At 63.7% G+C, this 13,946-nt stretch carries 13 protein-coding genes and 1 tRNA gene; 9 read left to right on the forward strand and 5 right to left on the reverse strand.

Translation table 11 applies throughout. The features are described from left to right. The first annotated feature begins 6 nt into the window (after nucleotides 1-6). Nucleotides 7-945, forward strand: a complete 939-nt coding sequence (locus GSH16_RS04270; RefSeq protein ID WP_160852241.1) for an NAD(P)-dependent oxidoreductase — start codon at nucleotides 7-9, stop codon at nucleotides 943-945. 10 nt (nucleotides 946-955) lie between these two features. Here GSH16_RS04270 and GSH16_RS04275 read toward each other — a convergent pair whose 3' ends face one another. Then, nucleotides 956-1,741 carry an SseB family protein gene (locus GSH16_RS04275; protein WP_160852243.1) on the reverse strand — a complete coding sequence of 262 codons (786 nt, stop codon included), beginning with the start codon at nucleotides 1,739-1,741 and terminating at the stop codon, nucleotides 956-958. A 47-nt stretch (nucleotides 1,742-1,788) separates the two neighbouring features. Beyond that, nucleotides 1,789-2,403, reverse strand: a complete 615-nt coding sequence (locus tag GSH16_RS04280) for a uracil-DNA glycosylase family protein (RefSeq protein ID WP_160852245.1) — start codon at nucleotides 2,401-2,403, stop codon at nucleotides 1,789-1,791. 206 nt (nucleotides 2,404-2,609) lie between these two features. Here GSH16_RS04280 and GSH16_RS04285 point away from each other — a divergent pair, with 206 nt between their 5' ends. The 3 genes from GSH16_RS04285 to kdsA are packed head-to-tail and all read left to right on the forward strand — an operon-like array spanning nucleotide 2,610 to nucleotide 5,569. Beyond that, nucleotides 2,610-3,263 (forward strand): ABC transporter ATP-binding protein, encoded by a 654-nt coding sequence (locus tag GSH16_RS04285; RefSeq protein WP_160852247.1) that lies wholly within the window; start codon nucleotides 2,610-2,612, stop codon nucleotides 3,261-3,263. Between the two features lie 20 nt (nucleotides 3,264-3,283). Then, on the forward strand, nucleotides 3,284-4,726 hold the full coding sequence (locus GSH16_RS04290; RefSeq protein WP_160852249.1) for a capsule biosynthesis protein: 1,443 nt from the start codon (nucleotides 3,284-3,286) through the stop codon (nucleotides 4,724-4,726). 9 nt (nucleotides 4,727-4,735) lie between these two features. Continuing rightward, entirely contained in the window at nucleotides 4,736-5,569 is an 834-nt protein-coding gene (gene kdsA / locus GSH16_RS04295; RefSeq protein ID WP_160853000.1) for a 3-deoxy-8-phosphooctulonate synthase, read from the forward strand. 15 nt (nucleotides 5,570-5,584) lie between these two features. On the opposite strand, the gene GSH16_RS04300 is transcribed toward kdsA, so the two are convergent. Continuing rightward, a complete protein-coding gene (locus GSH16_RS04300) occupies nucleotides 5,585-6,784 on the reverse strand; it encodes a BaiN/RdsA family NAD(P)/FAD-dependent oxidoreductase (RefSeq protein WP_160852251.1) in 1,200 nt (399 codons plus the stop codon). A gap of 92 nt (nucleotides 6,785-6,876) precedes the next feature. Between GSH16_RS04300 and GSH16_RS04305 the strand changes: the two genes are divergently transcribed. Then, nucleotides 6,877-6,951, forward strand: a tRNA-Gln gene (locus GSH16_RS04305). A 54-nt stretch (nucleotides 6,952-7,005) separates the two neighbouring features. Here the strand turns inward: GSH16_RS04305 and GSH16_RS04310 are convergent. Further along, complete coding sequence (locus GSH16_RS04310) at nucleotides 7,006-7,500, reverse strand: GFA family protein (RefSeq protein WP_205523953.1); 495 nt, start codon at nucleotides 7,498-7,500, stop codon at nucleotides 7,006-7,008. 240 nt (nucleotides 7,501-7,740) lie between these two features. Between GSH16_RS04310 and GSH16_RS04315 the strand changes: the two genes are divergently transcribed. The 4 genes from GSH16_RS04315 (at nucleotide 7,741) to GSH16_RS04330 (ending at nucleotide 12,443) form a co-directional block, all read left to right on the forward strand. After that, nucleotides 7,741-9,042 (forward strand): oligosaccharide flippase family protein, encoded by a 1,302-nt coding sequence (locus tag GSH16_RS04315; RefSeq protein WP_268893923.1) that lies wholly within the window; start codon nucleotides 7,741-7,743, stop codon nucleotides 9,040-9,042. Between the two features lie 121 nt (nucleotides 9,043-9,163). Further along, nucleotides 9,164-10,225 carry a glycosyltransferase family 2 protein gene (locus tag GSH16_RS04320; protein WP_160852257.1) on the forward strand — a complete coding sequence of 354 codons (1,062 nt, stop codon included), beginning with the start codon at nucleotides 9,164-9,166 and terminating at the stop codon, nucleotides 10,223-10,225. A gap of 3 nt (nucleotides 10,226-10,228) precedes the next feature. Then, nucleotides 10,229-11,272: a glycosyltransferase family 2 protein gene (locus GSH16_RS04325; protein ID WP_160852259.1), complete on the forward strand. Its 1,044-nt coding sequence runs from the start codon at nucleotides 10,229-10,231 to the stop codon at nucleotides 11,270-11,272. A 52-nt stretch (nucleotides 11,273-11,324) separates the two neighbouring features. Then, on the forward strand, nucleotides 11,325-12,443 hold the full coding sequence (locus tag GSH16_RS04330) for a glycosyltransferase (protein ID WP_160852261.1): 1,119 nt from the start codon (nucleotides 11,325-11,327) through the stop codon (nucleotides 12,441-12,443). Nucleotides 12,444-12,471: 28 nt separating this feature from the next. On the opposite strand, the gene cls is transcribed toward GSH16_RS04330, so the two are convergent. Continuing rightward, complete coding sequence (gene cls, locus GSH16_RS04335; RefSeq protein WP_160852263.1) at nucleotides 12,472-13,938, reverse strand: cardiolipin synthase; 1,467 nt, start codon at nucleotides 13,936-13,938, stop codon at nucleotides 12,472-12,474. Nucleotides 13,939-13,946 lie beyond the last annotated feature (8 nt).

Here is a 13,946-nt window from a genome sequence, read left to right on the forward strand (position 1 = left end):
CCCGACATGACCCTGACCCTGCTTTTCGCCGCCGGTGGCGACGCTTGGACCGACTATGCCCCACACCTCGATGCTGCAATTGCAGAAGAGGGGCTCGACGCGCGGCTGGTCACCGCCACCGACGCGCCCGGCGAGATCGACTATATCATCTATGCGCCCGACAGCGGCCTGCGCGACTTCGCACCCTACACGCGGCTGAAAGCGGTGATGAGCCTGTGGGCCGGGGTCGAATCGATTGTCGACACGCCGAGCCTGACCGTCCCGCTCTGCCGGATGGTCGATCCCGGCCTGACCGAGGGGATGGTGGAATGGGTGACGGGCCATGTGCTGCGCCACCATCTCGGCATGGACCGGCATATCCTCGGGCAGGATGGCGTCTGGCGGAACGAGGTGGTGCCGCCCCTGGCCCGTCACCGGCCGGTCGGGTTGCTCGGCCTCGGCGCTTTGGGCGCGGCTGTGGGTCGGGCGCTTGTCGGGCTGGGCTTTCCCGTCCACGGCTGGTCGCGCAGCGCAAAGAGGCTCGACGGGATCACCTGCCGCCACGGCGCGGACGGGCTGGCGGCAACGCTGGCCGAGGCGCAGATCCTCGTCTCGCTCCTGCCTGCCACGGCGGCCACCGACGGGCTGCTCGACGCGGATGCGCTGGCACTGCTGCCGAAGGGCGCGGTCTTCATCAATCCGGGGCGCGGCTCGGTGGTCGATGATGCGGCGCTTCTTGCCGCGCTCGATGCGGGCCGCATGGACCATGCGACGCTCGACGTGTTCCGCACCGAACCCCTGCCCGCCGACCATCCGTTCTGGGCGCACCCGCGCGTCACGGTCACACCGCATATCGCGTCGGCCACCCGGCCCGATACCGCGGCCCAGAGCGTGATCGCCAATATTGCAAACCATGAACGCGGCGCGCCGCTGGCGCATCAGGTCGACCGCAGCGCCGGTTACTGATCGCCGCGTTTCAGGTCAGTTTCGGGGGTTTTGACGGGTCCATGCCGGGCGCCAGGGGGGCGGCTTTGGGCATGTGCAACTCCGGCAGGTCGAAGCGCAAGCCGGTCCGTCCGAGCGGGTCCATCAACGGATCGTCGCGGCGCAGGAAGGTCACGTCGAGGCTGCCGGCCTCCACACCCGAAAACCGCAAGGCCTCCGCCACCGCGCTGGAAATGCCGTCCTGCGCGCCTTCGGGCACATCGACAAGGGCGAGCAGATGCTGCCGCGTCCCGTCTTCATATTCGGCCTGCACGAGCCACGCGGCGGATGCCACGGCGGACATGTTGGCAAGTTTCGTATCAAGCGCGGTCAGGATCGCTTCAGGCAGGGTGCCGGGCGGCAGGAACCGCGCCGGACGCAGGGCCAGGGCCTCCCCCGCATCCGGCAATGTGGCGGCGAGCCAGTCCACCGCATCGGCCGGCAACAGGATCGAGGAGGGCGCGACACCGAGGTTGAGGCCGAGCGCCATGCCCTGCCCCGCGAGCATTGTCACGAGCGCGCGGCCCGACAGCGTCAGATAGGGCGCGGGCGCGTCGAGAAAGGCCGCCATGCGCGCTTCGCGGTCGAAGAGCAGCACGGTCGGGCCGCTTTCAAGCTCGAAGACGAGCGGCCGCGCGCGGTCGCCTTCGGGCTCGGCATCGAGCAGCAGGTGCAATTCGCTGTCGGCCAGCCGTTCGTAGAAGCGCAGCCGCGCGGCATCATTGGCCGGATCGGCCTCCATCGCGGCATGGGCGCGGTCGAGCGGTGTGTCGGTCATGGTCAGGGCTCCTTGCCCCCGACCGATGCCGCAGGCCCGCCGGGCAATCAACCCCTATCGGGGGTCCGCAACAGGGTTGCGACCCTGTCGCGCAGGGCCGGAACCAGTTCGGCCTCGAACCAGGGATGGCGCTTCAGCCAGCCGGTGTTGCGCCAGGACGGGTGCGGCAGCGGCACCCGCGCGGGCCAGTTCGCGCGCCAGCCTGCCACCCGGTCCGTGACACTGCGCCGGTCGCCCGCCATATGCCAGCCCTGCGCATAGCCGCCCACAAGGAGCGTCAGCCGGATCTGCGGCATCAGGTCCAGCGCCCGGTCCCGCCAGGTGGCTGCACAGATTTTCGGCGGCGGCAGATCCGACCCGCTGGCTGAATAGCCGGGAAAGCAGAAGCCCATAGGCAGGATGGCAAATGCATCGCGATCATAGAAGGTCGCGCGGTCGACGCCGAGCCAGTCACGCAACCGGTCGCCCGACCGGTCGTCGAAGGGCAGACCGCTGTTATGCACCCGTGCGCCCGGTGCCTGCCCCGCGATCAGGATCGGCGCGCGGTCCGACAGGCGCGTCACCGGCCTTGGCACATGCGCCGTGCGGGTGGCGGCGAACCGGTCCGCACAAATCCGGCAGCGGGATATCTCCGCTTCGAAATGGTCAAGATCACCCTGCATCCGTCCGGTCTACGCGAGGCCACAGGACCGTGCAAACTGAGAAAGCCGGCGCATTGCGCCATGGCCTTCGCGCCGCGTCCGGTGCAGGATGCAGCCCGTCAGGCCGGAGAACCGGGGTTCAACGGGGCCGGTCCGGTCTTCAAGCTTCCGCAATGGTTCGACCGATAGCCTGACCGCGTGATTGTAAAACGATAGACTGACGCCCGATGATCGAGTTCAAGAATGTCAGCAAGTCCTTCTGGACCGGAACCCGCCGCAAGGTCATCCTCGACCAGGCGAGTTTCCGGATCGAACTGGGCCGCTCGATGGGCATTCTGGCACCCAACGGCACGGGAAAATCGACGCTCATCAACATGATGGCCGGGCTGGAAAAACCGGATGAGGGGCAGATCATCCGCTCGTCGCGCATCTCCTTCCCGCTCGGGTTCATGGGCGGGGTGAACCCGGCCCATTCGGCGGCGGAAAATGCCCGCTTCGTGGCGCGGCTCTACGGACTTGACGCCGACTATGTGGAAAGTTTCTGCCGCTACCTCGTCGCGATCGAGGAATATTTCGACATGCCGATCGCCACCTACTCCTCGGGCATGCGGGCACGTTTCACATTCTCGCTCCTGCTCGCCCTCGATTTCGACATCTACCTGATCGATGAAGGCATGCCCGGCACCACGGATGCCGCATTCAACCAGCGCGCGGGGCAGATCCTGCAACAGCGGCTGAAAACCGCCACGGTGGTCATCGTATCCCATCAGGCTGATATTCTTGAGAAATTCTGCCGCACTGCCGCCGTCTTGCGGGATGGCAAGCTGCATATGTTCGACAGCCTTGGTAGCGCCAAACTCATGTATCAGTATGATCAGTGACAGACGACAGGGATGTATCCATGCCCGATGATGTGCAACCGCAGGGAAATGACCAGCCCCGGCAGGACCTTCCGCCGGGCCTGAAACCGCGCGATTTCCGCCGCGCACTGCGGATTGCGCGCCAGAACGGACTCGACCCAGAGAACGGGCGGGAAGCCTACCGGATGCTGCTCGACCGCGGCATCGACGTGTCGGCCAAACGGCGCAATCTGCTCGAACATACGCCCGACGTGGTGCAGGACGGCACGGCCGAGACCGGGCAGGTGATGCTGCCGCAGGACAAGGTCGATGCGCTTCTTCAGACCGACGCCCAGCGCGAGGCGGAAATAGCCCGCATCCAGCGCGATCTGGTCAAGCGCCGGCGCAGCCGTCTGCGGCGGATGCTGCTGCGCCTGACGCTCTTCGTCTTTCTGCCGACGGCTGTCGTGGGCTACTACTATTTCAACATCGCGACCGACATTTACGAGACGAAGACCGAATTCGTCATCCACCAGTCGGGCAGCCCGAACCAGGTTGCCGGGTTTTCCAGCCTTCTGTCGGGCACCGGTTTCGCCAATTCCAAGGATTCGATGCAGGTGCAGGGCTACCTGACCTCGCGCGAGGCGATGCTGCGACTCGACGGGGAACATGCATTCATCGACCATTACAAGCAGGAAAGCATCGACCCGATCCAGCGCCTGCCGGCCGATGCGTCGATGGAAGATGCGTTCAAGACCTATGAGGACGCGGTCACCGTCGGGTTCGACCCGTCCGAGGGGATCGTGAAGATGAGCGTGAAAGCGGCCTCGCCCGAAAAAAGCCAGGAGTTTGCCGAGGCGCTCATCACCTATGCGGAGGAAAAGGTCGACCAGAGCTCTCAGCGGGTGCGCGACGACCAGATGAAGGGCGCGCTGGAAAGCGTCGACCGGGCCGAGCAGAACATGCGCGATGCGCAGGCCCGCGTCCTGTCCCTGCAAGAGGAACTGGGCGTCGTCAGCTCGGAAGCGGAGCTGACCGCGCGCATGTCGGTCATCAACTCGCTGGAACTGGAACTGGAGCAGGAGTATCTGACCCTGGCGGAGATCCAGGCCAATGCCCGCCCCAATGCGGCTCGGGTGGCCTTCTCCGAAGGGGAGATCGCGCGGCTGGAGAACCGGATCAACACGTTGCGCGGCCAGCTGACGGAAACCGGAGAGGGCAGCCAGTCGCTCGCCCGCGTGACGGCGGAATTGCGCATAGCCGAGGCCGAACTGGCCACCCGCCAGCTTCTGTTGCAGGAGGCCGTGGCCCAGCTTGAAACCTCCCGCGTGGAAGCCAACAGGCAGGTGCTCTACCTGTCGATGGGGGTCGCCCCGATCGCGCCCGATGTGGCGAGCCACCCGAAGCGGCTGGAAAACACGCTCTTGGCATTCCTGATCTTCTTTGCCATCTACATTCTTGTCAGCCTGACCGTGTCGGTCCTGCGCGAACAAGTGAGTGTCTGAATGCCGGAAATGAAAACCGTCGCCATCGGCAATGTCTCGGTCGGCAATGACGAAGCCCTGACCCTGATCGCCGGTCCCTGCCAGCTCGAAAGCCGTGACCATGCGCTGATGATCGCGACGCGGGTGCAGGAGATATGTGCCCGCACCGGTGCGCAGTTCATCTTCAAAGGGTCCTTCGACAAGGCCAACCGCACGTCGCTGTCAGGCAAGCGCGGTGTCGGGATCGACGAGGGCCTGCGGATCATGGAGGCCGTGAAGGCGGAACTTGGCTGCCCGGTCCTCACCGACATCCATACCGAAGAGCAATGCGCGACCGTGGCGGACACGATCGACGTCTTGCAGATCCCCGCCTTTCTCTGCCGTCAGACCGACCTTCTGGTCGCGGCGGCGAAGACCGGTGCCGCGATCAACGTCAAGAAGGGCCAGTTCCTCGCACCGTGGGACATGCCCAACGTGATCGACAAGATCACCGGTTCGGGCAATGACCGGATCCTGCTCACCGAGCGCGGCACGAGTTTCGGCTACAACACGCTGGTCGCCGACATGCGCAGCCTGCCGCAAATGGCGGCGAGCGGCTTTCCCGTCGTCATGGACGCCACCCATTCGGTCCAGCAGCCGGGCGGGCAGGGCGGCTCGTCGGGCGGACAGCGCGAGTTCGCGCCGGTCATGGCGCGCGCCGCGGTCAGCCTCGGCATCGCCAGCGTCTTCATCGAGACCCACGAAGATCCGGACAATGCGCCGTCGGATGGGCCGAACATGATCCCGCTCGACCGGATGGACGCGCTTGTCGGCAGCCTGATGCAGTTCGACACGCTCGCCAAAGCCGACCCGCTGCGGCTCTGAGCGCCGGGCGCGGCGTCAGAGCGCCTGCCCGACCGCCCAGCCGGACGACCAGGCCCACTGGAAATTGTAGCCGCCGAGCCAGCCGGTCACGTCCACCACCTCGCCGATAAAATGGAGCCCCGGGACGGTGCGGACCTCCATCGTGCGGCTGTCGAGCGCATCCGTATCGACACCGCCGAGCGTGACTTCCGCGGTGCGGTACCCTTCTGATCCGACCGGCGTCACGACCCAGTTGGCCGCCGCATCGGCAAGCGCTGTAATCTGCGTCTCGCTCTGGTCCCCGATCCGGCCGGTGCCGCCCCAGCGCTGGCAGACATGCTGCGCGAGCCGTTCGGGCAGGATCCGCGAGAGGACGGTCGCGGGCATCTGCCCGCCCCGCCGGCTGCGCGCCAGCCGCAACGCATCTGCAATGTCCGTCTCGGGCGCAAGTTGCACCCGCAGGCTGTCGCCCTCGCGCCAGTAGGAGGAGATCTGCAGGATCGACGGGCCGGACAGGCCGCGATGGGTGAAGAGGAGCGCCTCGTCGAATGTGGTGCCGTTGCAACCGACCCGCGCCGGGCAGGACAGGCCCGCAAGCGGCTTCAGATGGTCGAGTTCCTGATGCGCGAAGGTGAGCGGAACGAGCGCCGGGCGCGTCTCCGTCACCGGAACGCCGAACCGCGCAGCGACCTCATATCCGAAGCTCGATGCGCCCATTTTCGGGATCGACTTGCCGCCGCAGGCGACAACGAGTTTCGGCGCGGAGACGGTGCCGCCGTCCAGCGTGACGCGATAGGTGCCGTCGCTCTGCGTGATATCCGAGACGGATCGGCCGAGGATGAGCCGCACGCCGGCGGCTTGCGCCTCGCCCACCAGCATCGAGACGATCTGTCGGGCCGAGCCGTCGCAGAAAAGCTGTCCGAGCGTCTTTTCGTGCCAAGCGATCCCGTGCCGCGTCACGAGATCGATGAAATCCCATTGGGTGTAGCGTTTCAGAGCCGAGATGCAGAATTTCGGATTGCCCGACAGGAAGCGTGCCGGTTCGACTCCGAGATTGGTGAAATTGCAGCGTCCGCCGCCGGAAATGCGGATCTTTTCACCCGGATTGCGGGCATGGTCGACGAGCAGCACCCGCCGCCCGCGCTGCGCCGCCGTGGCGGCTGCCATCAGTCCGGCCGCACCCGCGCCGATCACGATCGCGTCGAACCTGTCCGCTTCTGCCTGCGCTTGTGCCATCCGCCCTGCCTAAACCGCCGCGCCCTGCCCCGCAAGCCGCCCCGTTTCCGGCTTGAAGCCGCACCCGCACTTGATTATGAAGACGCTGCTGCTGGGGTGTAGCCAAGTGGTAAGGCAACGGTTTTTGGTATCGTGTACCGTAGGTTCGAATCCTACCACCCCAGCCAGTTTTCCCGAGCATCGGTTCCAGCGTTGACTGGTGCGGCTGTTGGAGACAGCGATCAGCGACCTCCTCTCCCGACCAAGTGAAATCCGTCATGGACGGTTGCTTCACAGGGTGCGCCGTCATTCGTGACGGCATGCTGGCGATAGACCGGAAAGCCGGGCGGCAGGACGCTATCCTCGCGTGCAGCATCCACGAAGATGTGCCGTGCCGTGGCCGGGCTGATCTCGAACCAGCACGGGTCGTCGAACACGCCCGCATAGACACCCACCACGTCCGCGAACCGGTCGAAGCTCAGCCAGAGTTTGGTGCCGCATCGCGCGCAGAAATGGACGTGAACCGCCTGGCCCGACCCTTCCGATACCCGGTCAAACGTCTTGGGCGCGCCCGCGGTGATGGCAAGGTCGCCCGCATTGAAGATCGGTTCGACCATATAGGCTGATCCGGTCGCCTTCTGGCAGAAACGGCAATGGCAGATCGTCACCCGAAGCGGTTGGCCGGCTGTCCGGAACCGGACCTGTCCGCAGAGGCATCCGCCCTCATGGATTTCCATCTCTTCCCCTCCAAAAATGACCGATACACGCCGCGTGCGCATTGGTCATTCTAGCAGGGTCTGCGCCATCCAATGTCCCGTTTCTGTGCCCGGCTTTATGGCCCGGTTTCAAAGGGGAAGGACAAAAGAGGATACCGGCCGCCACGAAATTGCCTAACGATTTCCGCCCAGATAGCTGGTAGGTGAGTCAGGAGCGCACACCATCCTGATGCCAATGATACCAGACGCATGACGCCCAGAATGTCGAGATCACGGGAATTGCTTCAAGGGCCCATCGCCAGAGGGGCCATAACGAGCATTGTCACGCGTATGATCTCGATCGGCATCCTGTTCGGTCAGGCTGTCCTGACGGCACGCCTGTTGGGGCCGGAAGGATACGGAACGCTGGCATTCGGCCTGTCGGTCGCGACCGTGGCCGCGACCGTTGCAACTCTCGGTTTGGGGAAGCTGGCCGTTCGACAGATCGCCTTTCTTCAGGTCAGAGGCGACCCGCAGACTCTGGCGAAGTTTCTCGGGTCTGCCCTGTCCTCGACACTCGTTTCGGCAATCGTTGTTTCCGCCTTGATTGCCGTGACCTTCCTCGGGTCGGACATTGTCGACGACGATATTCGCGCTGTGTCCGTGCTGTCGGCAATTCTTGTTACGCCGATTGCGGTTCTGCTGTTTCTGCGTGGCGTGTCCCAAGGCCACCAGAATGTCCTGCTCTCCCAGGGTCCGATTGACGTTCTCCGCCCGGCGCTTGTCTCGCTCGTCATTCTGGCGATGCTCGCCAGCGGCCGGCAATTCGGACCGATTTCGGTCCTGCTGGCCTCTGCCACGGTTCTGCTTTTGGTCGCGCTGTCGACCTTCCTGATGATGAAATCGAAAGGCCTGATCGGCTGGCCGGGCAAGGTGGAGGTGTCAGACATCCGACTTGCGCTCCCGTTCGCCGGACTGTCGATTCTGGCGATCTTGCAGATCGAGTTGAATACGATCCTGCTGGCATCTCTGGCCGGGGCGGAAGCTGCAGGCCTCTACCAGCCCATTGCCCGCATCGCACCGCTTATCCTGATCGGGGTGCAGGCTGTCGGCATGCGCTATGCGCCGCGCATCGCTGCCTGCCATAGTCGGGGCGACAATGAGCAACTCCGGAAGCTCACGCGCTATTTCACGGTCGCAACCACCGTTGTAACGGCGGTCCTCGGCATACTCATCGCAGGCTCCGGCCCGATCCTGCTTCTGGTCTTCGGCAAGGCGTTTGTCACTAGCGCAAGCTTCCTTTGGCTTGTCGTCGCCGCGCAGGTTTTCAGCGCCGCCTGCGGGCCCGTCGCCATTCTGCTGACCATGACGGGCGCGACGAAAACGGCACTCGCCGGCCAGTTCGTGGCGTTGCTGGTTCATCTACTGGTCGGTTTCCTGTTGATACCGGACATGGGCGTCGCCGGTGCGGTTTGGGCCTTGGTCGCGGGGATCGCAGCGTCCAACCTGTTCCTCTATGCGGCCGTCAGGTCGCAGCTGCGGTTCGACCCGTCGGTGTTGCAGTTCATGGTGCGCCAGAAATGAATTGACGGTCCTGCCCGGTCTCCATCATCGTCAAGGGGCGACCCACGCGCCGCAAAGGCAGGGCTGGACAGCCGCTGTATTTCCTGCGGCAACAGCGTCCTGAAAGGCAATCAGAACGAACGTGAAAGCCGGCATGAGCCCTCGAGTATCCGTCATCCTGACCGCCTACAATGCCGAAAGGTACCTGCCGGAGGCGATGGACAGCCTTTTGGCCCAGACGCTGCAAGACTTCGAGATCATTGCCGTCGATGACTGTTCGACCGACGGGACGCAGGGGATTCTCGCAGGATATGCGGCACGCGATGACCGCGTTCGCGTCATCCGCAATGATAGCAATGTCGGGGCCTATGCCAGTGCAAACCGGGCCCTGGAACTGGCCGCGGCGCCGCTCATTGCGCGAATGGATGCAGACGATATCTCGCGACCGGACCGATTGGCCAAGCAGGTCGGATTTCTGGACGCGCATCCCGATCACATGCTTGTCGCGTCCAGCTACGAGTCGATCGATGAGAACGGCGCGGTCCGCTACCGGAAACTGAAAGGCGCCGCAGACCCGCTCGTCCGGTGGGTGTTTCGGTTCCGTATGGCGGTCGAGCATCCCAGCATGTGCTTCCGGGCCGCTTTTCCGGACGGGACGCCGGTTCGGTACCGGGATGACCTGAGGGTGGCGGCAGATTACGAACTTTGTTTGCGGCTCATAGCGGCGGGCAAGGCCTGCGTCCTGCCGGAGACGCTGATCAGTTACCGGACGCATGATGCAAACATCACGAGCAACAACCGAACCGTTCAGCGCGAGAATGGCTACGCATTTGCGAGGGATTTTCATATGAGCACAATGCCGGCTTCAACCATCGAAGGGTGGGACTCTGTTTCGAAAAGCTACTTTCTCGGAGAGGCGGCAACTTCAAACTCTATCCGGATCGGTGCGGTCGCCATGAGGCAGATGATCCGGATCGAAACGGGCGACCAGAAGGAACAGTCCAGACAGCTTAAAAAGCTGACAGCCGGACTGCTGACTGATGCTTTCCTCGTCCGCGGAAAAGCCATTCGTCACCCGGCCACCTTTGCAGCTTTCTTGTGGTATTGCCGTGAATATGTCCTGTCGCTGACGGCAAGAATTATTGAAGAGAGGGAGTTTTTGTTTTTCCGTATGAGAAAAATCACAAAAAATTTTAGCTTTTGATACATGCCTTTTGTATCTGTAATTATACCTGCATTTAATGGTGCGGACTTTATTCGCGAAGCGATGGAGAGCGTTCTTTCTCAATCGTTTTCGGATTTTGAACTCATTGTCGTCGATGACGCATCCACAGATTCAACCCCAGAGATTTTGGCGGATTTCGAATTGGCAGATCGCCGCATCCGCCTGCTGAAAAACGAGAAGAACCTTGGTGTTACCAGATCGTTGAATGTCGGCCTGCATGCCGCCACCGGAAAATATGTCGCCCGGCTCGACGCAGACGATGTGTGCCTGCCAAACCGGCTGGAGCGTCAGGTTGAATTTCTGGAAAACCATCCGGACCATGAAGCGGTCGCCTGCGGGTACAGATTGATCGACGCAAACGGCCGCACCATCCGCGTCAGCAACCGGACGCTGGACGATTGGCAGATCAGATGGGTCAACGGCTTCTATCCGCCGGCCGCAGCTCCGACCTATTTCTTCAGGCGAGTGAAGCGCAACGGGGACCGGCATTTTTACGATGAGTCCTTCCCGACGGCCGAGGATTTTGCCTTCTGGTCGACCCTGAGCGCACATGGGAAGATGCATCTATTCGGGGAACCGCTCGTGAAATATCGCCGCCACGCAAACGCCAATACGGCGCTGCAACGGCTCGAGCAGGTCAAATACAGCAGGGTCACGTCCCTGGGGAACCTGAACGCACGCCTGCCGGCTCCTCTGGTCGAGGGTCTCGAGCCGCTCCTGCAGATGTTCACCTACCAGCGCAAGGCAGATCCCGACATGATCAGGGCTGCGGTGGCGGGCTGCGATGCGCTTTTGCAGCATGATCTGGACAGCGCGCCGACGTCGGGCCACCGGAGCTGGCTCCGGCGCATGACCGCAAGCCTTCTTGCCGATGCCTGCCTGACGCGCGGCGAAGGTATCCGAGGATACTCGACCGTTCAGGCTTTTTTGCTTCACGGCCGGCGCCATCTTCCCTACCTCGTCTCGGAAGTGGCGCGGCAACCCCGCCTTGCCCTGAAATCATTGAAAGGCATAGCGAAGACCTGATGCCGGTCAGCCAACATTCGATTGCCAACACGCTTGTCTGTGGATTGCGCACATGAGTGACGCGAAACGCCCCAGACCCGTGTGCCTGCTTGCACCCGTGGCCCCTTACCGGAGCGGTATCGCGCGGCACAGCACGGCACTGGCGCGCGAGTTGGCCGCGCGCGCCGATGTGGACCTTTCGGTGTTTTCCTTCTCGAAACAGTATCCGCCGCTGCTGTTTCCGGGCGCTTCGGACACGCTTGCGGACGTGCGCACCTATGCCTCGCCGCTGGGCACCAGATACAGCCTCAATTCCGTTTCGCCGTTGAGCTGGCGCAGAACGGCAGCGGAGATATCCGCGAAACGGCCAGAGCTTCTGGTTCTCCCCGCATGGACGTTCTTTGTCGCGCCGGGCCTCGGCTATGTCGCGCGATCTCTGCGGCGGCGCGGGACGCGGATTGCCACCATCGTTCACAATGCCGAGGACCATGAGACCAGCCGCTGGAAAGCGGGCGTCTCGCGGTTCCAGCTGTCGCAATCAAGCTACTTTCTGACCCACAATTCCAACCTGTTCAAAGCGCTTCATTCCCAGTTTCCGGATGTGCCGGCCCGCGTCTCTCCGCACCCGCTCTATGATGACTATCCCGAAGCCAAGGGGCGGCTGGCGCGCCGCGGGTCCGTCGAGCTGCTCTTTTTCGGCATCGTGCGGCCCTACAAGGGGCTGGACCTATTGCTGGAGGCAATGGCGCGCGCGGAAAACAGGGATATCCACCTGTCGATCGTCGGTGAATTCTGGTCCGGGCGCGAGGAGACGGAAGCGCTGATCGCGCGGCTTGGGATCGCGGATCGGGTGGAACTGGTCGCGCGCTACGTGTCGGACAAAGAGGCCGCCGAATATTTCCATCGCTGCGACGCGGTGGTGACGCCTTATCGCAGCGCGAGCGCGTCCGGTGTGCATGCACTGGCCCAACATTACCGGCGTCCGATCATCTCCAGCGACATTCCCGGCTTGAATGACCGGGTGCGGCACGGACACACCGGATGGCTTTTCGACAATGGCGATGTCCCGATGCTGACGCAGATCCTCGACAAAGAGGTGACGGCGGAGACAGCGCGCGCGCTCCGGCCGAACATCGCGGCTGATGCGGATCACTATTCCTGGTCGAGGTTCGCAGATACGCTCCTCGCTTGAGGGCCATGCCAATCGAGAAGCCCGCCCCTCACAAGAGCGGGCTGGCGATCCGGAAGGCATTTTCCTTGAACTTCTCCCAGCCCGGACGGCGGAGCCATGTGTTCGGGTCGAGGCGGGTCGCGTCGGCCAGGTAGCTGTCGTGCAGCGCCTTCAGGTCGCTTCCGAATTCCGGCCCGTAGACGAAGAGCGCAACCTCGTGGTTCAGCCACAGGCTGCGCATGTCTAGATTGACCGTGCCGAACATTGCCATCCGGTCGTCGGCAAGGATCGATTTCGTGTGCAGGAGCCCGCCATTGTAGAGCCAGACATCCACGCCCGCGTCCATCAGGTCATCGTAATAGGAGCGGCTCGCATAGCGGGTCATCACGCTGTCGACCGCAGCAGGCAGGATGAGGGTGATCCGCACGCCGCGGAGCGAGGCCGCGCGGAGCGCCCGCAGGAGCGACTCGTCAGGCACCAGATAGGGGGTGGTCAGGGTCAGCGTTTCTTCCGCCCCGTGGATGAGCGCATTGAGCATCAGAAGGAGCGCATCATCCGACTCTCCCGGACCCGATGACAGGACTTGCAGGTCCGTGTCGCCCACGCCGGTCAGCCCGTGAAGCCCCGCATCCGCCACTGTCTCGGACAGCGATTCCGGGCTTTCCAGCAGCCAGTCGCCGAGCATCACGGCGGCCAGTTGAGCGACCGCGAACCCCTGCACGCGGACCATCGCGTCCACCCATTCGCCAACCCCGGCATCCTGTTTGAAAAAACCCGGATCGACCATGTTCATCGATCCGGTCCAGGCGACCCGGCCATCTACGACAACAATCTTGCGGTGCAACCGCAGGTCCGTGCGGCCGACAAACTTGCGGAAGGTGCCAACGGGGCGGGCCTGCAGCACCTGCACCCCGGCGCTGCGCAGGTCCTCGATCTGGTCGCTGCGCCACCAGGGCCGCGCGCCCAGCGCGTCGATCAGGAGCCGGCAGGTCACGCCGCGCGCGGCGGCGCGCTTCACGGCCTCGAGCACATTGTCGGCCGATCCGCCCTCGTTCCAGATGTAGAACTCCATCAGGATGCTGGTCTGCGCCGCATCCACATCCGCCGCGATCGCCGCAAGGATCTCCTGCGTGTCGTCATAAAGCACAAGATCGCTGCCGGTCACCGCGAAGAGGTTCGTCATGCGCCCACCGATCCGGTCGAGCCGTCTGGCCGCAGGCGGATGGCGAGACCAGTCCACATCATGCATGCCAGAGGTGCGCATCGCTTCCGTCAGGGCGGCATATTCCGCGCGCAGCTCGTCCATCCGTGCGAGCCGGTCTCCATGAATGCGCCGCTCGCCGATCAGGAAATAGAGAAGCGCGCCCACCAGCGGCAGGATCGCGACGAGCAGGAGCCAGGCCAAAGCCACACCCGGGCCCGGCCGCTGCATGATCACCCGGATCACGACCGCCGCAAGCGCGGCAAACTGCAGAACGACAAGCAGGCTCGAGGGATGGGTGATGACATCGATCATGGGCGGCG

This window comes from Oceanomicrobium pacificus (assembly GCF_009833495.1).
Taxonomy (GTDB): Bacteria; Pseudomonadota; Alphaproteobacteria; order Rhodobacterales; family Rhodobacteraceae; genus Oceanomicrobium; species Oceanomicrobium pacificus.

Excerpts from the sequence above, each read along its gene's own strand:
- GSH16_RS04270 (WP_160852241.1), top strand. The coding sequence starts at position 7 with ATGACCCTGACCCTGCTTTTCGCCGCCGGTGGCGACGCTTGGACCGAC.
- GSH16_RS04330 (WP_160852261.1), top strand. The coding sequence starts at position 11,325 with ATGAGTGACGCGAAACGCCCCAGACCCGTGTGCCTGCTTGCACCCGTG.
- GSH16_RS04290 (WP_160852249.1), top strand. The coding sequence starts at position 3,284 with ATGCCCGATGATGTGCAACCGCAGGGAAATGACCAGCCCCGGCAGGAC.
- cls (WP_160852263.1), bottom strand. The coding sequence starts at position 13,938 with ATGATCGATGTCATCACCCATCCCTCGAGCCTGCTTGTCGTTCTGCAG.
- GSH16_RS04285 (WP_160852247.1), top strand. The coding sequence starts at position 2,610 with ATGATCGAGTTCAAGAATGTCAGCAAGTCCTTCTGGACCGGAACCCGC.
- GSH16_RS04325 (WP_160852259.1), top strand. The coding sequence starts at position 10,229 with ATGCCTTTTGTATCTGTAATTATACCTGCATTTAATGGTGCGGACTTT.
- GSH16_RS04310 (WP_205523953.1), bottom strand. The coding sequence starts at position 7,500 with ATGGAAATCCATGAGGGCGGATGCCTCTGCGGACAGGTCCGGTTCCGG.
- GSH16_RS04300 (WP_160852251.1), bottom strand. The coding sequence starts at position 6,784 with ATGGCACAAGCGCAGGCAGAAGCGGACAGGTTCGACGCGATCGTGATC.
- GSH16_RS04315 (WP_268893923.1), top strand. The coding sequence starts at position 7,741 with ATGTCGAGATCACGGGAATTGCTTCAAGGGCCCATCGCCAGAGGGGCC.
- GSH16_RS04275 (WP_160852243.1), bottom strand. The coding sequence starts at position 1,741 with ATGACCGACACACCGCTCGACCGCGCCCATGCCGCGATGGAGGCCGAT.
- GSH16_RS04280 (WP_160852245.1), bottom strand. The coding sequence starts at position 2,403 with ATGCAGGGTGATCTTGACCATTTCGAAGCGGAGATATCCCGCTGCCGG.
- kdsA (WP_160853000.1), top strand. The coding sequence starts at position 4,736 with ATGAAAACCGTCGCCATCGGCAATGTCTCGGTCGGCAATGACGAAGCC.